Source organism: Streptomyces sp. NPDC048507 (assembly GCF_043199995.1).
In the GTDB taxonomy this organism is placed as follows: Bacteria; Actinomycetota; Actinomycetes; order Streptomycetales; family Streptomycetaceae; genus Streptomyces.
Genome location: NZ_JBICWZ010000001.1, coordinates 296,945 through 317,779, shown reverse-complemented (window position 1 = coordinate 317,779; position 20,835 = coordinate 296,945). Strand labels below are relative to the sequence as shown.

The 20,835-nt window shown below is 74.6% G+C and carries 19 protein-coding genes, 1 tRNA gene and 1 riboswitch; of the genes, 10 read left to right on the top strand and 10 right to left on the bottom strand.

Annotated features, from left to right (window positions below):
- The first annotated feature begins 18 nt into the window (after positions 1 to 18).
- The 5 genes from ACGFXC_RS01450 (at position 19) to ACGFXC_RS01430 (ending at position 4,189) form a co-directional block, all read left to right on the top strand.
- A complete protein-coding gene (locus ACGFXC_RS01450; protein ID WP_393708359.1) occupies positions 19 to 642 on the top strand; it encodes a LysE/ArgO family amino acid transporter in 624 nt (207 codons plus the stop codon).
- Positions 643 to 852: 210 nt separating this feature from the next.
- A complete protein-coding gene (locus tag ACGFXC_RS01445) occupies positions 853 to 2,043 on the top strand; it encodes an NUDIX domain-containing protein (protein ID WP_393708358.1) in 1,191 nt (396 codons plus the stop codon).
- Between the two features lie 162 nt (positions 2,044 to 2,205).
- Entirely contained in the window at positions 2,206 to 2,982 is a 777-nt protein-coding gene (locus ACGFXC_RS01440) for a class I SAM-dependent methyltransferase (RefSeq protein ID WP_393708357.1), read from the top strand.
- Between the two features lie 87 nt (positions 2,983 to 3,069).
- On the top strand, positions 3,070 to 3,480 hold the full coding sequence (locus ACGFXC_RS01435; protein ID WP_393708355.1) for a DUF6153 family protein: 411 nt from the start codon (positions 3,070 to 3,072) through the stop codon (positions 3,478 to 3,480).
- A gap of 64 nt (positions 3,481 to 3,544) precedes the next feature.
- Entirely contained in the window at positions 3,545 to 4,189 is a 645-nt protein-coding gene (locus ACGFXC_RS01430) for a DUF305 domain-containing protein (RefSeq protein ID WP_393708354.1), read from the top strand.
- Positions 4,190 to 4,224: 35 nt separating this feature from the next.
- Here ACGFXC_RS01430 and ACGFXC_RS01425 read toward each other — a convergent pair whose 3' ends face one another.
- Positions 4,225 to 6,063 carry an ABC transporter ATP-binding protein gene (locus ACGFXC_RS01425; protein ID WP_393708352.1) on the bottom strand — a complete coding sequence of 613 codons (1,839 nt, stop codon included), beginning with the start codon at positions 6,061 to 6,063 and terminating at the stop codon, positions 4,225 to 4,227.
- A 292-nt stretch (positions 6,064 to 6,355) separates the two neighbouring features.
- On the opposite strand from ACGFXC_RS01425, the gene ACGFXC_RS01420 reads away from it, so the two are divergent.
- On the top strand, positions 6,356 to 8,425 hold the full coding sequence (locus ACGFXC_RS01420) for a phosphocholine-specific phospholipase C (RefSeq protein WP_393708350.1): 2,070 nt from the start codon (positions 6,356 to 6,358) through the stop codon (positions 8,423 to 8,425).
- 201 nt (positions 8,426 to 8,626) lie between these two features.
- Complete coding sequence (locus ACGFXC_RS01415; protein ID WP_393708348.1) at positions 8,627 to 9,853, top strand: cytochrome P450; 1,227 nt, start codon at positions 8,627 to 8,629, stop codon at positions 9,851 to 9,853.
- Between the two features lie 130 nt (positions 9,854 to 9,983).
- On the opposite strand, the gene ACGFXC_RS01410 is transcribed toward ACGFXC_RS01415, so the two are convergent.
- Positions 9,984 to 10,060, bottom strand: a tRNA-Pro gene (locus tag ACGFXC_RS01410).
- Between the two features lie 137 nt (positions 10,061 to 10,197).
- Between ACGFXC_RS01410 and ACGFXC_RS01405 the strand changes: the two genes are divergently transcribed.
- Both ACGFXC_RS01405 and ACGFXC_RS01400 read left to right on the top strand, forming a co-directional pair.
- On the top strand, positions 10,198 to 10,899 hold the full coding sequence (locus ACGFXC_RS01405; protein ID WP_393708346.1) for a transketolase: 702 nt from the start codon (positions 10,198 to 10,200) through the stop codon (positions 10,897 to 10,899).
- 11 nt (positions 10,900 to 10,910) lie between these two features.
- Entirely contained in the window at positions 10,911 to 11,810 is a 900-nt protein-coding gene (locus ACGFXC_RS01400; protein WP_393708344.1) for a transketolase family protein, read from the top strand.
- A gap of 27 nt (positions 11,811 to 11,837) precedes the next feature.
- Here ACGFXC_RS01400 and ACGFXC_RS01395 read toward each other — a convergent pair whose 3' ends face one another.
- The 8 genes from ACGFXC_RS01395 to ACGFXC_RS01360 form a co-directional block, all read right to left on the bottom strand.
- On the bottom strand, positions 11,838 to 12,383 hold the full coding sequence (locus tag ACGFXC_RS01395) for a GAF domain-containing protein (protein ID WP_393708342.1): 546 nt from the start codon (positions 12,381 to 12,383) through the stop codon (positions 11,838 to 11,840).
- Complete coding sequence (locus tag ACGFXC_RS01390) at positions 12,380 to 12,985, bottom strand: ATP/GTP-binding protein (RefSeq protein WP_393708340.1); 606 nt, start codon at positions 12,983 to 12,985, stop codon at positions 12,380 to 12,382. Before ACGFXC_RS01390 ends, ACGFXC_RS01395 begins: the two co-directional genes overlap by 4 nt.
- Complete coding sequence (locus ACGFXC_RS01385) at positions 12,963 to 13,385, bottom strand: DUF742 domain-containing protein (RefSeq protein ID WP_393708339.1); 423 nt, start codon at positions 13,383 to 13,385, stop codon at positions 12,963 to 12,965. The genes ACGFXC_RS01390 and ACGFXC_RS01385 overlap by 23 nt, the downstream gene beginning before the upstream one ends.
- Positions 13,382 to 13,846 carry a roadblock/LC7 domain-containing protein gene (locus ACGFXC_RS01380; protein ID WP_393708337.1) on the bottom strand — a complete coding sequence of 155 codons (465 nt, stop codon included), beginning with the start codon at positions 13,844 to 13,846 and terminating at the stop codon, positions 13,382 to 13,384. The genes ACGFXC_RS01385 and ACGFXC_RS01380 overlap by 4 nt, the downstream gene beginning before the upstream one ends.
- Before the next feature lie 47 nt (positions 13,847 to 13,893).
- The gene (locus ACGFXC_RS01375; RefSeq protein WP_393708335.1) at positions 13,894 to 15,657 is read right to left on the bottom strand and encodes an ATP-binding protein; all 1,764 of its coding nucleotides are present in this window, start codon (positions 15,655 to 15,657) and stop codon (positions 13,894 to 13,896) included.
- A gap of 354 nt (positions 15,658 to 16,011) precedes the next feature.
- Entirely contained in the window at positions 16,012 to 17,253 is a 1,242-nt protein-coding gene (locus ACGFXC_RS01370; protein WP_393708334.1) for an MBL fold metallo-hydrolase, read from the bottom strand.
- A gap of 183 nt (positions 17,254 to 17,436) precedes the next feature.
- Positions 17,437 to 18,222, bottom strand: coding sequence for an SGNH/GDSL hydrolase family protein (locus ACGFXC_RS01365; protein ID WP_393708332.1), 786 nt, complete (start codon positions 18,220 to 18,222; stop codon positions 17,437 to 17,439).
- Between the two features lie 163 nt (positions 18,223 to 18,385).
- Positions 18,386 to 19,393, bottom strand: coding sequence for a LysM peptidoglycan-binding domain-containing M23 family metallopeptidase (locus ACGFXC_RS01360; RefSeq protein ID WP_393708330.1), 1,008 nt, complete (start codon positions 19,391 to 19,393; stop codon positions 18,386 to 18,388).
- Positions 19,394 to 19,397: 4 nt separating this feature from the next.
- A riboswitch (cyclic di-AMP (ydaO/yuaA leader) is annotated at positions 19,398 to 19,562 on the bottom strand.
- A gap of 344 nt (positions 19,563 to 19,906) precedes the next feature.
- Between ACGFXC_RS01360 and ACGFXC_RS01355 the strand changes: the two genes are divergently transcribed.
- A complete protein-coding gene (locus ACGFXC_RS01355) occupies positions 19,907 to 20,725 on the top strand; it encodes a tyrosine-protein phosphatase (RefSeq protein ID WP_393708329.1) in 819 nt (272 codons plus the stop codon).
- Positions 20,726 to 20,835 lie beyond the last annotated feature (110 nt).

Below are 20,835 nucleotides of genomic sequence, written 5' to 3'. Positions count from 1 at the left end.
GCTGCCTACGGTCGGCACATGAACAACGGCATCACCACAGCTGCGCTGGCCGGCTTCGGCACCGGCCTCTCCCTCATCGTCGCGATCGGCGCCCAGAACGCCTTCGTCCTGCGTCAGGGAGCGCGCCGGCACGCCGTGCTCGCCGTGGTGGCCATCTGCGCCGTGTCCGACGCGGTCCTCATCACCCTCGGCGTGGCCGGGGTCGGCGCCTTCGTCACCGCCTGGCCGGCCGCGCTGACCGCCGTCGCCGTCGCGGGCGGCCTCTTCCTCGTCTCCTACGGGGTGCTCGCGGCGCGCCGGGTGCTGCGGCCCGCCCCGGACGCGGCCCTCACCCCCGGCGGCGCCCCGGCCGGTTCCGTCCGGACGGCGGTACTGACCTGCCTGGCCATGACCTGGCTCAACCCGCACGTGTACCTGGACACCGTCCTGCTGGTCGGCTCGCTCGCCGCCGGCCGGGGCGACCTGCGGTGGGCCTTCGGCATCGGGGCGGCGCTGGCGAGCCTGATCTGGTTCGGCGCCCTCGGCTACGGAGCCCGGCTGCTCGGCGGCGTGCTCGCCCGGCCGGGGGCCTGGCGGGTGCTGGACGGCCTGGTCGCCGCCACGATGGTCACGATGGGCGCCCTCCTCCTGACCCGCGCCTGACCCCGAGGCCCGCACCAGACCCGGGGGGCGGGCCTGGCCCGGGGGGGGCCTGGGGCCGGCGGGCGGGCGGGGACCGGGAGCCGGCGGTCGCGCCGGTGCCCGGAGCCGGGCGGGCCGGTCCGGCCGGGGCGGCGCGGAGGGGGGCGGCGGGCGTGGTAGGGATGCCTGGTGGGCGGGCGCCCGGCCCGCCGCCGTCAGAGGAGCCGTACCGTGCACGACCGCCCGTCCCCGGCCGCACCCGCTCCGTCCCCGCCGGGAGCGCCTCCGGCCGGGCGGCCCGCGTCCGGGCCCCCCGCGTCCGGACCGGCGGGGACGGCTCCCGCCTCGCGCGCCGCCCGGCCGCGCGGGGCCGCCGACGAGGTGGGCGCGGGCGATCCGGCCCGGTCCGCTCCGCTCGTCACCGCGAGCGCGGTCGTCCTGGACTCCCTCGGGCGGGTCCTCGTACTCACCCCCTCTCCCCACGACCGCCCGGAACTGCCCGGCGCCGCCGTGCGGGGCACCGAGACGCCCGAAGCGGGGCTCGCCCGCGCGCTCGGGGCGCTGGGGCCGGCCGCCGTCGTCGGCCGGCTGCTGGCCGTGGACTCCTGCCCGCCCGGCCCGCCCGGCCGCTCGCGCGTGGTCCACGTCCACCTCGTGGGCCCCCTCGCCCAGGACCGCGCGGCCGCCGCCCTGCCCCGCTCGGGCGGCCGGGGCGCCGCCGCCCACTGGCTCACCCCCGACGAGGCCGTCCGGCGGCTGCCCGACCGCGTCGGGGCGAGGCTGAGCGCGGCCGTGGCCGCGCTGCGCACCGGCTCCCTGGCCCACCTCGTCGACGGCGTCCCCCAGCCCGGCTCCCCCGCGGGCCTCGACCCGGCGGTGCGGGTGGCCCTGGAGAACGCCGGCGGCTACGACGAGGCCGCCCACCGCGCCGCCCGCCCCAAGGCCCTCACCGCCGCGAACGTCCTGTTCACGGACCGGGCCGGCGGGGTGCTGCTCGTCCGCCCCGGCTACGGCGAACCGGGCCGCTGGCTGCTGCCCGGCGGCGGCGTCGACAGCGACCTCGGCGAAACCCCGCGCGCCGCCGCCGCACGCGAGGTCCGCGAGGAGATCGGCCTGGACCTGGAACCCGGCCGCCTCCTCGCCGTCAACTGGGCCCACCGGCCCGGCTTCCCGGCCCGGATCCGCTTCCTGTACGACGGCGGGGTCCTCGGCCCCGACGTCCTCGCCCGGATCCGGCTGCGGCCCGTCGAGCTGCTGGACTGGCGCACCGCGCAGCGCGGGGACCTGCGGGGCCTGGTCAAACCGAAGCTGCGGCGCCAGATCAAGGCCTGCCTGCGGGCCCTGGCGTCGGGCAGCGGCCCGCTGGAGCTCCACGAGGGCCGTCCCGTGGGCCGGGCGGGCGCGGCCCACGACCCCTCCTGACCGACACATCCGACAAACAGATGCAACCCTCTTCGGCTATTCGGCCAAGCAGTTGCCAGGTCGTTGCCGAAATCAGCATGGCAGATGCACGATGGTGAGGAACGGGCAGGGCGGATCGCGCCGTGCCGCTCCTCCGACTCCTTCACCATGCGAGGTAGGCCCATGAACGAGCGCAGAGCGGACGGCAGCGCCGGGGACGTCGACTACGGCCGCACCGCCTCCGGATACTCCGACCACCGCCGCCCGGACCCCCGCATCGCCCGGTTCATCGCCGAGGCCCTCGGCGGCGCCCGCAACGTCGTCAACGTGGGGGCGGGCGCGGGCTCGTACGAGGGAGCGGCCCGCGCGGTCACGCCCGTCGAGCCCTCCCGCGCGATGCGGGACCGGCGTCCGGCCGGGCTGTCCCGCGCGGTCGACGCGATCGCCGAGGAACTTCCCTTCGCCGACGGCGAGTTCGACGGTGCGATGACCCTCTTCAGCGTGCACCAGTGGAGCGACGTCAAGGCCGGGCTGCGCGAGATGCGGCGCGTGACGCGGGGCCCGGTCGTCATCCTCACCTGCGATCCGAAGCTCGTGCGCGACTTCTGGCTCTACGCGTACGCGCCCGAGGTGCTGGACACCGAGGCCCGGCGCTATCCGCCGATCGAGGACATGGCCGCCGCCCTCGGCGGCACCGGGACCGTGGAGTCCGTGCCCATCCCGCTGGACTGCACCGACGGCTTCAACGAGGCGTACTACGGCCGCCCCGAGATGCTGCTGGACCCGGCGGCCCGCCAGGCCTGCTCGGCGTGGAGCTTCGTGGACGACGGGGTCCGGCGCCGGTTCACCGACTCCCTGCGCCGCGATCTGGACTCCGGTGCCTGGGACGACCGCCACGGGCACCTGCGCCGGCTGCCGACCTACGAGGGCTCGCTGGTCCTCGTACGCGCCACCCCGTAGCGGCACCCCGTAGCGGCACCCCGTAGCGGCGGCCACATACCCCCTACCCCTTTGGAGTATCCGGACGCGGTCACCTACGATGCGGGCATGAGGACACGGGCGGGATCGGCGGCGGGGGCCCTGCGGCCGCCCGCGCGCCTGCTCCTGCTCTTCGCCCTGCTCACCGGGATCCTGGCCATGCACGGTCTGGGCCCCGGCCCGGCCCCCTCGGCCGCCGGGCACGCCGCGCACGCCCGGGCGGGTTCCTCCCCCACGGCGTCCGCTCCCGTACCCGGGGCTCCCTGCGCCTGCGCCGATGACGGCGCGGGCCACGGCCGGCACGCGGATCCCGCCTGCGCGGCGCCCGGTACCGCCGGCGCCCCCGTCCTGACCGCCCCGGCGGCGGCCCCCGGCACCCCGGCCGCCGCCAACGCGGCCGCGCACGGGCTCCCGGGGGGCCCGGCGGTGTGCGGGCGGGCCCCTCCCTCCCTCAGCGAACTCCAGCTCCTGCGCATATGAGACGGCTCCGGCGTGCGCGCCGACGAGCCCGTCCTCACGTTCCCAGCACAGGAGAAGCACGACCATGACCACCCACCGTTCCCCGGTCCGCCGCGCCGGCGCCCTCGCCGCGACCGCGGCCGCCGCCCTCGTCCTCGCCGCCTGCGGCGGCTCGGGCTCCGGCTCCGCAGCGGGCGAGAGCCCCGCGCACGACGGCCACTCCGCCTCCGCCGCACCGTCCTTGGGCGCCGCCTCCCCCCGTCCGGGCGGGAACAACGCCGCCGACACAGCCTTCGCCCAGGGGATGATCCCGCACCACCGCCAGGCGGTGGAGATGGCCGCGCTGGCCGCCACCCGTTCCGGATCGGCCGAGGTCAAGGCCCTGGCCGAGGAGATCAAGAAGGCTCAGGACCCGGAGATCGCGACCCTCTCCGGCTGGCTCGGCTCCTGGGGCGAACAGGTCCCCGCCGCCGACGCCGGCCACGGCGGGCACGCCATGTCCGGGATGATGACCGGCGGAGAGATGGACCAGCTGACCAAGGCCTCGGGCCAGGAGTTCGACCGGGCGTTCCTCACCTTGATGGTCAAGCACCACGAAGGCGCCGTGGCCATGGCCCGGACCGAACAGCGCGACGGCGCCCACGGGCCCGCGAAGGACATGGCGGCCGCCATCATCGGCTCCCAGAGCGCCGAGATCACCCGCATGAACACCCTGCTCACGAAGGACTGACCGGCCGTGGGCCCCGCCGGGGGGCGGGGCCCACGTCACCGCCGGGCGGCCTCGTCCCCCGGCGTCGCGCCGGACGGTGCGGGGTCGTCGTCGAGGAAGCCCCCCGACTGGTGCTGCCAGAGCTTCGCGTAGGCGCCGTCCGCGGTGAGGAGTTCGTGGTGGGTGCCCTGCTCCACGATCCGGCCGTGGTCGAGGACCACCAGGCGGTCCATCCCGGCGACGGTGCTCAGCCGGTGCGCCACCACCAGCGCCGTCCGCCCCTCCATGAGCCGCCACAGCGCCTCCTGGACGAGTACCTCGCTCTCGGAGTCCAGGGCACTGGTCGCCTCGTCGAGCAGCAGCACCGGGGCGTCGCGCAGGATCGCCCGGGCGAGGGCGACCCGCTGGCGCTGGCCGCCGGACAGCTTGATGCCGCGCTCGCCCACCATGGTGTCGAAGCCCTCCGGGAGGGCGTCCGCGAACTCCGTGACGTGCGCTGCCCGCGCCGCCCGGCGGATCTCGGCGTCGGTGGCGTCCGGCCGGGCGAAGGCGATGTTCTCCCGCAGCGTGCGGTGGAACATCGCCGGGTCCTGGGGCACGTAGCCGATCAGGCCGCGCAGGTCGGCCTGGCGCAGCCGGCTGATGTCCTGGCCGCCGATCAGGATCCGGCCGCCGTCGATGTCGGTCATCCTCAGCAGCAGCCGGGTGAGCGTGGTCTTGCCCCCGCCGGACCGGCCGACGAGACCGACCCGGTGGCCACTGGGCACGGTCAGGTCGAGCCCCTCGAACAGCGGCTTGGCGCCCCCGTGGGCGAAGGTGACCCCTTCGAAGCGCACCTCCGCGCAGGCGCGCCGCAGCGGCTCGGGCGAGGGCGGGTCGAGTACGGTCGGCGGGGTCTGGAGCAGCGCGGTGAACTGCGCGGCCTCCGTCATCGAGCTCTCCAGCCGGCGGTAGATCTGGTTGAACTCGAACATGATCCGCGTGGCGTTGGAGAAGTAGGTGAAGGCGACGACGACCGCCTCCACGCCGTGCTCTCCTCCGCCGAGGGTGACGGCGAGCAGCAGGCCCAGCGCGTTGGTCAGTACGGACATCGGCGCGACCAGCGTGTCGATGCGCAGGTTTCCGTAGTCCCAGGAGCGCAGCATGAGCAGGCGCGACCGGGCGACGCGGGAGCGGTGTTCGGCGGCCTCGCGCCCTTCGGCGGCGAACGCGCGGACCGTTTCCATGTTCGTCAGACTGTCGGCGACGTGCCCGGACACCCGGGCGATGGCCTCCTCGCGCGCGTCGACGAGCGCCTGGCGGCGCCGGACCAGGGGCATCACGCAGAGCCCCGTCAGGGTGATGAGCGTCAGGAGCGCGACGACGAGGAGCGGTTCGTATCGCCACAGCACGATCGATCCGAACAGCAGCGGGACGAGGCTGCCGATGACGGAGAAGGTCAGCGTGTCGACGAACTCCTCGAAGCGGGTGGCGAAGCTGAGGACGCGCTTGGTGAGCGAGCCGGCGAAGTTGTCGTGGAAGAACGCGGCGTCCTTGGCGAACAGCTCGTCCATGCCGATCACGTACAGGTTCTCGATGCCGCGGGCATCGAGGCGGTTGAGGCAGTGCAGCCCGACGCGCCAGAGTCCCTCCGAGAACAGCAGGACGCCCGCGAAGGCGAGGACGTAGGGCAGGGTCGCGGCGAAGCCGGTGTCCCCGCCGCCCGCGATGCGGCCGACGAGCTTCGCGACGACCAGCGGTGCGATGTAGTTGATGCCGATGTTTCCGAGTGCCGGTAACAGCATGGCCGGTCCGGTCAGCAGGCGGAGCCTGGCCAGTTCCCGTCCGTAGAAGCGGAGCGCGAGGAGCACGGGGCCCCTGCGGGGTGAACTTTCGTGCGATTCGGGCGTTCCCATCCCAACCCTTGCCTTGTCGGACGTTCAGGTCAGAATCCGGAGTGTCCCGCACGGACGCCCGCCCGGTCCAAGCGTTTTCGCGCCTTCCTCGCCCGGTGCCCGCACCGCCCCCGCCTCCCGCACCCGGTCCGGACCACACCCCGCCGGGCGGCGTTCTGGCCGGACTCCGCCGGAATCCGGCTGCCGTTCGCCTGGCGTATCCGCGCCCGTCACGCGAGGCTCCCTGTCCGGTACCCCGGGCGCGCTCTGCTGGGGGCGCTCAACCACCCGCAACCGCAGAGGTCGTTCCACCATGGCAGAACTCAACCGCCGTCGCTTCCTGCAGCTCGCGGGCGGCACCGCCGCCCTGACGATGCTGAACGAGAGCATCGCGCGCGCCGCCGCCATCCCCGCGCAGGGCACGTCCGGCACGATCGCCGACGTCGAGCACATCGTGGTCCTGATGCAGGAGAATCGTTCCTTCGACCACTACTTCGGCGCCCTGCGCGGCATCCGCGGCTTCGGCGACCCGCGCCCGGTGACCCTGCCGAGCGGCAAGTCCGTCTTCCACCAGACGGACAACGCGGGCAAGGAGACGCTGCCGTTCCGGCCCCCGTCCGACGACCTCGGCATGGAGTTCCTCCAGGGCCTCAACCACGACTGGGCGGGCGGCCAGAGCGCCTTCAACAAGGGCAAGTACGACAACTGGGTGCCCGCGAAGACCCCCGCCACCATGGCGCACCTGACGCGCGACGACATCCCGTTCCACTACGCCCTCGCCGACGCCTTCACCATCTGCGACGCCTACCACTGCTCGTTCATCGGCTCGACCGACCCCAACCGCTACTACCTGTGGTCGGGCCACACCGGCAACGACGGCAAGGGCGGCGGGCCCGTCCTGAACAACGCCGAGGCCGGCTACGGCTGGACCACCTACCCCGAGCGCCTGGAGCAGGCCGGGATCTCCTGGAAGGTCTACCAGGACATCGGCAACGGGCTCGACGCCGCCGGTTCCTGGGGGTGGATCAACGACGCCTACCGCGGCAACTACGGCGACAACTCGCTCCTCTACTTCAACAGCTTCCGGAACGCCAAGCCCGGTGAGCCGCTCCACGAGAAGGCCCGCACCGGCACCGACGCCCGCACCGGCGAGGGCTACTTCGACCGGCTGCGCGCCGACGTCACCGCGGGCACGCTGCCCCAGGTCTCCTGGATCGCCGCCCCCGAGGCCTTCAGCGAGCACGCCAACTGGCCCTCGAACTACGGCGCCTGGTACATCGCGCAGGTCCTCGACGCGCTGACCTCCAACCCGGACGTGTGGGCCCGCACCGCCCTGTTCATCACCTACGACGAGAACGACGGCTTCTTCGACCACGTCGTGCCGCCGTACGCCCCCGCGAACTCCGGTCAAGGCCTGTCGACCGTCTCCACCACCCTCGACGTCTTCCCCGGCAAGGCCGGCTACGTCGCCGGGCCCTACGGCCTGGGCCCGCGCGTGCCGATGCTCGTCGTCTCGCCCTGGAGCACCGGCGGCTACTCCTGCTCCGAGACCTTCGACCACACGTCCGTGATCCGCTTCATGGAGAAGCGCTTCGGCGTGCAGGAACCCAACATCTCGCCCTGGCGCCGCGCGGTGTGCGGCGACCTCACCTCCGCCTTCGACTTCGCCCGCAAGGACACCGGCCGGGCGCCGCTGCCCGACACCGGCATGTGGGAGCCGCAGGACCGCGACCGCCACCCCGACTTCATGGCCACCCCGCCGGCCGTGGCGGCCATGCCGCGCCAGGAGAAGGGCGCGATCCCAACCCGCCCGCTGAAGTACGCCCCGTACGTGGACGGCGCGGCGCTGATCGCGGAGGCCAAGTTCCGGCTCACCTTCAGCGGCGGCACGGACCTTGGCGCGCAGTTCTACGTCACCTCCGCCAACCGCACCGACGCTCCCTGGACCTACACCACCGAGGCCGGCAAGTCGATCGCGGACACCTGGAACACCCGCTACTCGGCGGGCGTCACCGACCTGACCGTGCACGGGCCCAACGGCTTCCTGCGCGGCTTCCGCAACCCGGGCACCACCGCCGGTCCCGAGGTCACCGCCCGCCACAACGCCGCCACCGGCAACCTGGACCTCACCCTCACCAACGCGGGCGCGACGACCGCCACCCTCACGGTCACCAACGCCTACGGCGGCGGCCCGAAGCGCCTGACCGTGGCCAAGGGCGCGACCGTCACGTACACGGTCTCCCTGAAGAACACCCGCCGCTGGTACGACGTGAGCGTCACCGCGTCCGAGACCCCCGACTTCCAGCGCCGCTTCGCCGGCAAGGTGGAGACCGGGGCGGCCGGTCTGTCGGACCCGGCCATCCTCACCGAGCAGTCCTCGTAACCCGCACCTCCCGCCGCGGGGGGCCGGGGCCCCCCCCCCCCCCCCCCCCCCCCCCCCCCCCCCCCGCGGGCCCCGCCGGGCCCCCCCCCGCCCCCCCGCCCCGGGCCCCGGCCACGAGGCCGCGGTTTGGCGAGCGGCCGCCACGATGGGATGATCGGCCGCTCCCCGCACCGCGCAGCGCAGCCGAGAGGTCCCGTCGTCGTGGCACAGCCCCAGTTCAGCGTCCTGTCCGAGGAGTTCGCGGCCGACCCCTACCGCCATTTCGCGCGGCTGCGGGAACGCACGCCGGTGCACCACGAGCCCGCGATCGACAGCTACTTCCTCTCCCGCCACCGGGACGTGCGGCGGGTCCTGACCGATCACGAGGCGTTCTCCACCGAGACGCTCCAGGCACGCGCCGAGCCGGTGATGCGCGGGCCGGTCCTCGCCCAGATGACCGGGGCCGAGCACACCGCCAAGCGGAAGATAGTCATCCGCGCATTCACCGGGCAGGCCCTCGCAGACCAGATCCGCGCCGTCCACGCCAACGCCGCCGAACTCATGGCCCCCTTCCTGCCCCGGGGGCGGATGGACCTGGTCAACGACCTCGGCAAACCACTGGCCGTCCGCGTGACGCTGGACGTCCTCGGGCTGGAGCGGGCGCACTGGCGGCAGGTGGCCCTCTGGCACGCCGGCGTCGCCGAGTTCATCACCGCCCTGACGCTCACCCCCGAGCGCCGACGGCACTGCCTGGACTGCGCGGAGCGGCTGGAGGCCCATCTGCTCCCCGTCATCCGGCACCGCCGCGGCCACCCCGGCGACGACCTGATATCCCGGCTGTGCACCGCCGAGTTCGACGGCGTCGCCATGAGCGACCGCGACGTGACCGCACTGATCATCAACGTCCTGGCCGCCGCCACCGAACCGGCCGACAAGACGCTCGCCCTGCTCTTCAAGCACCTGATCGACCACCCGGAGCAGTTGGCGCAGGTCCGCCGCGACCCAGGCCTGCTCCCCGCCGCCATCGCCGAGACCCTGCGCTTCACCCCGCCGGTCCAGCTCGTTCCCCGCCGGGCGGAACGGGCCGCCGTCTTCGCGGGCACCACCGTCCCGGCGGGCGCCACCGTCTTCTGCATGATCGGCGCGGCCAACCGCGACCCGGAGGCCTTCACCGACCCCGACGCCTTCGACATCCACCGCCCGGACCTGGGCACCGCCCGCTCCTTCAGCGCGGCCGCCGAACACCTCGCCTTCGGCGCCGGACTCCACCAGTGCGTCGGGGCGGCCTTCGCCCGCGCCGAGATGGAAACCGTCGCCGCGCTGCTCCTGCCCCTGCTCGACGGCGTCCGCCACGCCCCGGGCTCGCGCTACCGGGAATCCGGCCTCTACACCCGCGGCCCGGTCTCCCTCCCCCTCCTCTTCACCCCGGTCCCCCAACCCACCCCCTGACCCGAACGGCAGAGGATACGCATCGACGCGTGCGACAACAGCCGGAGCGGCCGCCACCCCCACGACCCCGGACGCACGAAAGGCCGTCCTCTCGTCAGTGAGAGAACGGCCTCCGACCTGTGTTTCCACATGGTCGGGACGACAGGATTTGAACCTGCGACCCCTTGACCCCCAGTCAAGTGCGCTACCAAGCTGCGCCACGTCCCGATGGTCCGTTGACCTGGGGTTTCCCCTGGGCGGACCAGCACGAGAACAATACCGCACTTCCCGGGGTGGTCGCGCGCGGGTTTCGTGGGCCGGGGGGCGCTTGACCTCAAGTCGGCTTGAGGAAGCAGGATTGCCGCATGTCACAGGCAACCGCGGACGTCGATTTCCGTTACGAGGATCTGGGCCGGCTCATCGCGCTCATGACAGGGGCCGAGAAGCACGGGCCCGCCGCCACCTCCACGCTCGACGCGCTGTGGGTGCTCTACGACCGGGTGCTGCGCGTGGGGCCCGGGACCGCCGGGGATCCGGAGCGGGACCGGTTCCTGCTGTCCAAGGGGCACGGGCCGATGGCCTACTACGCCGTGCTCGCCGCCAAGGGGTTCTTCCCCGTCGAGTGGCTGAGCGGATTCGGGTCCTACGACTCCCCGCTCGGGCACCACCCCGACCGGGTCCTGGTCCCCGGGGTCGAGATCGCCAGCGGCTCCCTCGGACACGGGCTGCCGCTCGCCGTCGGCAGTGCGCTCGGGCTGCGCGCCCAGGGGCTGGACGATCCGGCCGTGTGGGTGCTGATCGGGGACGCCGAACTCGACGAGGGCAGCAACCACGAGGCCATCGCGTACGCGGGCCCGGCCGGACTGGACCGGCTGCACACCCTGGTGATCGACAACGACTCCGCCACCCACGGCTGGCCCGGCGGGATCGCCTCCCGCTTCGAGGCCTCCGGCTGGTCGGCGCTCACCGTCGACGGCCGGGACCACGAGGCTCTGCACGCCGCCTTCACCGCACCGCATCCGGGCCGGCCGCACGCCGTCGTCGCCCGCGTCGAGAAGAAGTTCTGAGGAGGGGCGTCATGGACACCATGCGCGAACGGTTCGTCTCCGTCACGTCGGAGCTGCTCGACGAGGACCGGCGGCTGGCCCTGGTGCTCGCCGAGATCTCCATGGCCCAGTTCCGTCCGGCCCAGGAGCGCCACCCCGACCGGGTGGTCAACGTCGGGATCCGGGAGCAGCTGCTCCTCGGCGTGGGCGGCGGGCTGGCCCTGACCGGGCTGCGGCCGGTGGTCCACACCTTCGCCAGCTTCCTCGTGGAGCGCGCCTTCGAGCAGGTCAAGCTCGACTTCGGGCACCAGGGCACGGGCGGGGTCCTGGTGAGCTCCGCCGCCAGCTACGACTGGCCGGCCGGCGGGTTCACCCACATGGCGCCCGGTGACGTGGCCCTGCTGGACACCCTCGACGGCTGGACGGTCCACGTGCCCGGTCACCCCGACGAGGCCGAGGCGCTGCTGCGGCACGCGTACGCCGCCGGGGACGAGAAGGTGTACGTCCGGCTCACCGACCAGTCGAACGCCGAGGCGCGGCCGGTCGGCGCCGGCCTGCGCTTCCAGACCGTGCGCGAGGGCGGGGCGGGCGTGGTCGTCGCCGTCGGGCCGCTGCTGGACGGGGTCCTGGCCGCGACCGAGGGGCTCGACGTCACCGTGCTCTACGCGGCCACCGTGCGGCCCTTCGACGACGCGGCCCTGCGTTCCGCCGTCGGGCGCGCCGCGCCGGACGTCGTACTGGTCGAGCCCTACCTGGCCGGCACCTCCGCGGCGGCCGCCGGGCAGGCCCTGTTGGAGGTCCCGCACCGGATCCTGCCGCTCGGGGTGGGCCGGGCCGAGCTGCGCCGGTACGGGACGATGGCCGAGCACGTCGCCGCGCACGGACTGGACGCGGCCTCGCTGCGGCAGCGGATCACCGGGTTCCTGCGCTGAACGCGGGGCAGGGGCCGGGCGGGGCCGTCAGGCGTGCCCGTCCTCGCGCCGGTGGACGAGCGCCACCAGTTCGGCGGCGAGCGCCTTGACCGTGCCCAGCCCCTCGGTCCCCCAGCGCCTCGGCACCACGTCCACCGCGCACACGGTACCGAGGACGATGCCCCGCCGGTCGGTCAGGGGCGCCCCCAGGTAGGAACGGATCCCGCTGCCGTCCACCACCGCGTTGCCCGCGAAGCGCGCGAAGTCCCGTACGTCCTCCAGGACCAGCGCCCGGCGCCGCACCACCACGTGCGGGCAGTAGCCGTGGTCCCGGGGCAGGACCCGCGCCGGGTAACCGCCCTGGGCGGCGCCCGCGCCGTGGTGCAGGCCGCCGAAGAACTGCCGTTCCTCCCCGATGAAGTTGACGCCCGCGTACGGAGCCCCCAGCGTCCGCGCGACCCGCGCCGCGAAGGCGTCGAGCTCCGTGTCCGCCCGCTCCCCCAGGCCCAGTTCGCGCAGCCGGACGGTGCGCGCCGGGGCCTCCCGGTCCACCGGGGTCAGCAACAGGTGGCCGGTCGATTCGTAGTACGTCATGACGGTTCCCCCGGATCCGGACGGTCGTGCCTTGCGGTGGACAGCAGGTGGTGGACCAGGGCCGCGAGGGCCGTGGTGGCGGACCGGGTCAGCCGCGCGTCGCACCGTACGACGGGGACGTGCGGGCCGAGACCGGCCGCGTCGCGGACCTCCTCGGCGGTGTAGCGGTGGGCGCCGTCGAACTCGTTGACGGCGAGGACGAAGGCGATCCCGCGCCGCTCGAAGAAGTCCACGGCGGGGAAGCAGTCCGCGAGGCGGCGGGTGTCGACGAGCACCACCGCCCCCAGCGCGCCCGCGCACAGCTCCTCCCACAGGAACCAGAAGCGCCGCTGGCCGGGCGTACCGAACAGGTACAGGACGTGCCGCCCGTCGAGGGTGAGCCGGCCGAAGTCCAGCGCGACGGTCGTCGTCGTCTTCGCCTCCACCCCGTCGAGCGGGTCGCGGCCCTCGCCCGCCCCGCTCAGCAGTTCCTCCGTGCACAGCGGTTCGATCTCGCTGACCGCGCCCACGAAGGTGGTCTTCCCCGCCCCGAACCCGCCCGCGACCAGGATCTTCAGGGTCGCGGGCGGGGCCGGGGCGTCACAGCCGCCGGCGCAGGCCATCGAGCACCGCCCGGAGCAGGGTCTGGTCGTCGTCGGCGAACCCGCCGCTGCCGCCCGGGAACCGGGGCGCCCGCACCGAGACGGCCCCGCACTCCATCAGGTCGGACAGCAGCACCTTCACCACCACCGCCGGCAGCCGCAGCTGCCCGGCCACCTCGGCCACCGTGACGGCCGCCGTGCCCGCGCAGATCCGCAGCGCGAGGGCGTGCTCGGCTCCGAGCGCGGCGCGCGGGCGGGTCCCGGTGGCGGTCACCAGGGACAGCAGGTCGAGGTGGACGGCGGCTCGGGTGCGGCCGCCGCTCGCCGTGTACGGGCGCGTCACCCGGCCCGCCGAACCGTCCAGCCAGGGCGTCTCGCGCGGTGCGCCGCAGCCGCTCTCCCCCCGCGTCGGGGCCCTCATCGCTCCGCGTCGACGGCGTGCGCGGGCCGGCGCGGCGGGGCGGCCAGGTAGGGGCGGACGCTCTTGACCAGCATCGCCATCTCGTAGCCGAGCACCCCCGCGTCCGCCTCGCGGTCCGCGAGCACCGCCAGGCAGGTCCCGGAGCCCGCCGCGGAGACGAAGACGAGGGCCGTGTCCAGTTCGACCACCACCTGCCGGACCTCCGGCCCGTCCCCGAAGCGGACGCCGGCGCTGCGGCCCAGCGAGTAGAGCCCGGAGGCCAGGGCCGCGAGGTGGTCGGCGCTGTCCGGATCGAGGCCGTGCACGCAGCTGACGAGCCCGTCGGCGGTCAGCAGCACCGCGCTGCGGGTGTAGGGGACCCGCTGGACCAGGCCGCCGAGCAGCCAGTCGAGGTCCGAGAGGTTCGAGACGTCCGAGAGGTTCGAAAGGGTGCTCGTCGTGGTCGCCACTTCGCCGGCCATGGGGATGTGCTCCTTGCTGGGGTGGGGGTCCGGGCGCGGGGCCCGGTTCATGCCTGCTGCTCGGACTGGGCGAGTCCGAAGCCGCGCTGGAAGGCCGCCATCAGACCCGGGTCGTGCAGGGGCTGTTCGCCTTCCGGGGTCCGCCGGGGGGCGGGGGCCTCGCGGAGCTGGGGCGCGAGGTGGTGCTGGGCCAGGCGGCGGGGCAGCGTGGGCCGCTCCCCGTCGCCGTGCTCCGGCAGCGCGGGACCGGGTGGCGCGACAGCCGCGGCGGCGGACCCGGCCCGCGGCGACGGTACGGCGGGCGGTGGAGGTACGGCGGGCGGTGGAGGTACGTCGGCGGGCGCCGGCGCGGCGGCCGGCGGCGGTACGTGCGCCGGCGCGGCCCCCGCGCGGGCGTCGTCCCCGGCCGGGGGCTGCGCCCGCCACGCGCCGGGCCACCGGTCCGGTTCCGCGTCGGGGCCGGGTCCCGCCTCCGCGCCCCCGGCGCGCTCCCCCTCCGGCCAGGGGACCGGCGCGGGGACCCGTACGGGTTCCAGCGGTGGGAGCGCGCCGCTCCCGCCGGTCCCCCAGGAGGTGGCCCGCGACCCGCCCGCCGCGTCGGCGGTGCCCGGGGCGCGTGCCCCCAGCAGGGTCCGGGGCAGGACGAGGACGGCGAGCACCCCGCCGTAGATGTTGGACTTCAGCTCGACGGCGATGCCGTGGCGGCGGGCCAGCGCCGCCACCACGTAGAGGCCGATCCGCCCGTCGGCCAGCAGGTGCCGGACGCTGACCTGGTCGGGGTCGCCGAGCAGCGCGTTCATCCGGTGCTGCTCCTCGGGCGGCATGCCCAGCCCGCGGTCCTCCACCTCGACGGCGACCCCGGCGGTGACCTGCTCCGCCCGCACCACGACGTCGGTGTCGGGCGCCGAGAACACGGTGGCGTTCTCGACGAGTTCGGCCAGCAGGTGCACCACGTCGGCGACGGCGTGTCCGCGCACGGTGCCGCCCGCCGGGGGCACGACCTTGACCCGGGTGTACTGCTCGACCTCCGCGACGGCGGAGCGCAGCACCTCGCTCAGGTCGATGGGCCGGGTCCACTGGCGCCGGGAGGCGGACCCGCCGAGGACGGCGAGGTTCTCGGCGTGGCGGCGGATCCGGGTGGCGAGGTGGTCGACGTGGAAGAGCTCCTTGAGCAGGTCGGGGTCCTCGACGGTGTCTTCCAGGTCGTCGAGGAGGGCGATCTCGCGGTGCACGAGCGACTGGAGGCGGCGCGCGAGGTTGACGAACACCTCGACCTTGCGGTCGCTGTCGCTGGGAGGGACCGGGACGGCGAGCCGCACCAGCGTCGTGTGCGCGTGTTCGCGGGCGCCCCGCAGCTCCTGGGAAAGCAGCCAGAACTCGTCCACCCCGGCCGGGTCGGTGGCCGGCGGCGGGCCGCCGGCGGCGCCGCGCACGGGCCGGCCCGGACTCTCTCCGCGCTCCAGCCGCTCGGCGGCCGTGCGCAGCTCCTGGCGGCCGCGCACGCTGGAGCGGCGCAGGGCCTCGCAGCGGTCGCGGACGGTCCTGGCGGCCCGCTGGGCTCCGAGGAGGGCGGCGGCGAGGGCTCCCACGACGAGCAGGGCGCAGCCGGCGAGCACCGGCCACAGCCGGGCGTCGCGCGCTCCCGCGCCCCCGCCGAGCTGGAGGGTGAAGATCACCGCGGCGGCTCCGCTGAACCCGGCGGCGAGGGTCGGCAGGAGGGCCGCGCGCAGCAGCTGGGGGCGTATCTGCCGGCCGGGTCCGGTGGCGGCGTGTCTCGACGGGGAGTGACGGGCGGCGCGGGGTCCGGACATCGGCGTCCTCGGTACGTGGGGCCCGGCCCCCAGGGGTCCCGGGGTCCGGTGTTGATCACCGGATACCCACGCTAGACCGCACCCTCCCGCAGCCGGAGCCCAGTTGGGGAACTTCGGCGGGGTGCTTCCCGCTCCCGGTGGAGCGCTCGTACGGCAGCCCGAATGCGCCGGGAGCGCGTACGCGAGGACACCCCGGGGGCGTACGGCGCGCACGGCCGCCCTCACGCCCCCGCCACCCCCCGCGCCCCAGTCGGCCCGGGCGCCCCCGGCCCCCCACCGAGCTCCCGGACCCCACGGCTCGCTCCCGCCTCCGCCCCGCCCCCACCGTCTTCCGCGGGCGAGGCGCTCGGGCCGCTACGAGCCCACGGCCTCCGGCTCGCCCTGCCCGGCCGGGGCCGGGTCGGGACCCGGTGCGACGGGTCCGGCCGGAACCTGCGCCCGGGCGGGGGCGCTCGCCACCACCGGGCCCCCGGCGACGAACGGCCTCCACCAGGCCGTCTCCGGGGCGTCGGCCGCGCCGGGCTCGAAGGGCTGGCCCGGGATCGGCAGGGCGATCTTCTGGCCGGCCTGGTCGGCGGCGCTCACGGAGCCCTCGCCGGGCTCGTCCCACGGGTGGGGCGCGAGGTTGAAGGTGCCCCAGTGGATCGGGAGCATCACCCCGTGCGGCTCGCCGCCCTGGAGGTCCAGGTGCGCCCGCATCCCCTCCTCGGGGGTCATGTGGATCTCGGGCCAGTACTCGGAGTACGCGCCGATCTGGATCATCGTGGCGTCGAAGGGGCCGTGCTCCGCCCCGATGCTCGCGAAGCTCGCCGTGCCGTCCGGCGTACTGGGCATGTAGCCGGTGTCTCCGCTGTGGAAGATCCGGTGTTCCCCGCCCGCGACGACCCAGGAGGCCCACAGGGTGAACTGCTGGTTGCGCAGGCCTCGGCCGCAGAAGTGCCGGGCCGGCGTGGCGGTCAGGGAGAGCCCGGCCACCTCGGTGGTCTCGTTCCAGTCGAGTTCGCGCAGCCGGTCGGGGCGCACGCCCCAGCGCTCCAGGTGCGCGCCGACGCCGAGCGGAACGGCGAAGACCGTGTCCGTACCGGCCAGGGCCTTGATCGTCGGGAGGTCGAGGTGGTCGTAGTGGTCGTGCGAGATGACCACGACGTCGACCGCGCCGAGGGCGGCCAGCGGTACGGGTACCGGGTGCAGGCGCTTGGGTCCGGCGAAGGGGAAGGGGGAGCAGCGCTCGCCCCACACCGGGTCGAAGAGCACCCGGCGCCCGTCGATCTCGGCGAGGACGCTGGAGTGTCCCATCCAGGTCAGGCGCAGCCCGCTGACCGGCGGCTTGGCCAGCTCGGCCAGGGTGGTCGGGTACACCGGGATGGGCGCGCCGGGGTTGCGCCGCAGCCGCTGTTCCTTGTGGAAGTAGATCTTGGCGAACTCGACCATCGACCCGGAGGGCCTGGTCCGGGCCCCCACGGGGTTCTGGAACACGCCGTCGGCGAAGTTCGGCGAGCGCAGGATCCGCTCCAGCCGGGCGCCGGACGGATCCGCGCCGAAGGCTTCGGGCCGCAGGGCGCGCAGCCGGGGACGCAAGGGAAGGGAGCCGGTCAAGGCGCCTCCTGGGAAAGGTGCAGGATGGAGTGGCACGGTGGTACGTCTACGACCATCCCAACGCACACCGGGCCCCGAGGATTCCGTCTCGGGGCCGCGTGTCGCGCGGGGTGCGTGCGCCCGCCCCCGCGCCGGCCTCCCGGGCCCCCGCCCGTCCCCGCCCCGTCCGCGTCCCCGCCCGCGCTAGAGCGGCAGCAGGTCGGGGCGCTTGGCCGCGACGTGGTCGCCGGAGGACTCCCCGCGCAGCCGGCGGCCGATCCAGGGCACGAGGTACTCGCGCGCCCACTGGATGTTGTCCCGGGTGACGTCCACCGATCCGCGCGGCGGGGTCGGCGGCCACGGCTGGTCCGGATCGGCGGGGACCTCGTAGCCGAGGACCTGCGCGGCGCGCAGGGCGACGCGGGTGTGTCCCTCGGGAGAGAGGTGGAGCCGGTCGCCGTCCCAGGCCCGGCGGTCCTGTACGGACTTCAGCGACCAGAGGTCGAGCACCGGGCAGTCGTAGCGGTCGGCGATGGCGCGCACGTGGGCGTTGTACGTGGCGATCTTGCCCCGCAGGTGCTTCAGGACCGGTACGCCCCGGGTGTCGAAACCGGTGGTGATCATGACGAGGCCCACGGAACCGGTGAGGTCGGCGACGGCCGCCTCGAACCGCTCCGCCGCGTCGTCCGGGTCGCTGCCGGGCCGGATGATGTCGTTGCCACCCGCACAGAAGGTGACGAGGTCGGGGGCGAGCTCCTTGGCTCTGGGGACCTGCTCGGCCACGATCTGGTCGAGGAGTCTGCCGCGCACCGCGAGGTTCGCGTACCGGAAGTCGTGCTCGTCGCGCCGGTCGGCCAGGAGTACCGCGAGCCGGTCCGCCCAGCCGAGATACGAATCCCCGGGTCCCGGGTCCCCCACCCCCTCGGTGAAGCTGTCCCCGATCGCCGCGTACGAGCCGATGGTCTTGAGTGTCGTCGTCGTCGCTGCCACGGGACACCATCCTTCACCCCCGCAACCAACCTACGCCAACGTAATGAGGGGTTGACGGACCGTGATCTATACCACGCGGGAGATAAGGAATAAGTACACGTGGGGCCGGGACCCCCCTCTGGCCCCGGCCCCGCGCGCGTTCGTGCCGCCGCGGCGGCCGCCGTCAGACGTTCGCGCCCTTGGAGCGGAGGTAGGCCAGCGGGTCGATGTCCGAGCCGTACGACGGTCCGGTGCGGATCTCGAAGTGGAGGTGCGGGCCGGTGACGTTCCCGGTGGCGCCGGAGAGGCCGATGCGCTGCCCGGCGGTGACGCTCTGGCCCGCCGAGACGGACAGCTGGGAGAGGTGGCCGTACTGGGAGTACTTGCCGTCGGCGTGCTTGATGATCACCTGGTTGCCGTACGCACCTCCCCAGCCAGCGGAAACGACGGTGCCCGCGCCGACCGCCTTGACGGTGGTGCCGGTGCTCGCTATGAAGTCGACGCCCGTGTGGTAGCCGGAGGACCACATGCTGCCGCTCTGGTGGTACGGGGTGGAGGTGCCGCCGCCGACCGGGGCGACGAAACCGGAGCCGTTCGAGGGGGCGGTGGACTCGGCCGGGGCCGGGGACGCGGCGGGCGCCGGACGCTGGGCGGGGACCCGGCTGCGCTGCCCCTGCGGGGCGGCGGCCTTCGGGGCCGGGGCGGTGTCGCCCGCGGCGGCCTTGCCGGACGGCGCCTCGTCGGCCGCCGGAGCCTTGGTCGAGGATCCCTCGGCCGGGGCCTCAGGGGCCTTCGGGGCGGCGGCGGGAGCGGGGGCGCCGAGCGTCAGCCTGAGGCCCGGGTGGATGAGGGAGGGGTTGGCCCCGACGGCCTCGCGGTTGTCGTCGTAGAGCTTCTCCCAGCCTCCGGAGAGGTGGCGCTCGGCGGCGATCTTCGACAGGTAGTCGCCCGGCACGACGGTGTAGACGGCCGGAGCGGCGGTGGTGGCCGGAGCGGCGGTGGCGGCCGGGAGGGCCGTGGGGAGCGGCGCGGACAGCCCGGCCTGTGCGGGCGTCGCGGCCGGGGTCGCGGCGTGCGCGCCGGCGGCACCCAGCAGCGGCAGCGCGAGGGCGGCGCCGCCGGTGCCGGCCACGGCGAGACCGCGGGACAGGGATCGGGACTTCGGGCGGCGGTGCTTACCCTGTGCGGGCATGGCGAATTCCTCTCCGTCGCCTGCGAGGTGAGCTGTCGGGTTCGGACTGGAGATCTCCGGCCGTACCCGCGGTCCACGCGTACGACTTCACCCCGAGCCGTCCGGAAATGATCCGGAACGGCGGCTTACCTGGTTCCCCCGCTCCTGCCGCGAGCGTCGATGGTCGGGTGCGGTTCCCGGGCGGCGGCAGGATTAGGCGGTCCACCCGGATCGATCGCGAAGGTAATCGAGCGGGGCCGTGCACAACAAGCCGCGAATTCCCTGACGCAATCGCAGGTATGAGGGATCAACGGAATTCCCGTCACCCTGCGTCCATTCCGGAGGCGCAACAGCCGCCCTGGCAAGGGAATTCGCATTTCGCGATCAGGCACGGACGGTCACCGTATGATCTGGCTCACGGGGCCCGGCGCGATCTGGCTTCCGTCCATGGCAAGTTGGCCCCAAAGCCATCAATTCGGACACTCGCCACCACCCGGACCACCAGGACCACCAGGAACACGCGGAGGAGCACACGTGACCCAGCAGATACCCCAGCCCCTGCCCGGCGGGCCCGGTCCCGCACCGGAGTTGACCGGCGTCCGCAACTTCCGCGACGTGGGCGGCCTGGCCGGCGCCGACGGGCGGCGGGTCAGGCCGGGACGACTGTTCCGAAGCGGACATCTCGCACATGCCACCGATACCGACGCCGAGTTCCTCGGGACCCTCGGTCTGCACACCGTCTTCGACTTCCGCAACGGGGCGGACATGGCACTGGAGGGCCCGGACGTCGAACTGCCGGGTGTCCGCAACGTGAACATCCCGCTGACGGACCCGGCCGACGGCCGGGAGTTCTGGAAGATGGTCCGCGAAGGGGACCTCGGCCAGCTCCGCACCGCGCTCGGCGACGGCAGGGCGGCGGCCCGGATGGCCCAGTCCTACCGGACCATGATCGCCTCCCGCACCGCCGAACACGCCCGGGTGGTGCACGCGCTCGCCGAGGACAGCGTTCCGGCGCTGATGCACTGCGCGGCGGGCAAGGACCGGGCGGGCGTGTCCATCGCGGTGACCCTGCTCGCGCTCGGCGTCGGGCGCGAGGCGATCGTGGCGGACTACCTGGAGTCGAACGCCCCGCACAACCGCTACCGCGTGCGGCGCGACGGCGACGCGGCCGAGGACCGCTCCCCCGAGGTGATGGAACTGCTGGCGCCGCTCTTCGACGCGCGCGCCGCGTACCTGCTCGCGGCCTTCGGGACGATCGACGAGCGGTGGGGCGGAACGGAGCGCTACCTCGCCGAGGGGCTCGGCCTGACCCCGGCCGCCCTGGAACGGCTGCGCGACCGGCTGCTGGACTGAACCGGGCCCCGGCCGGGCCGGGGGGCCCGCCCTCCGGGGGCCCGGCCCGGCCGGGGCCCGGTGCGGCCCCGGGCCCCCGCGCGGCCGCCCGCGCCGGACCCCGAGTCGAC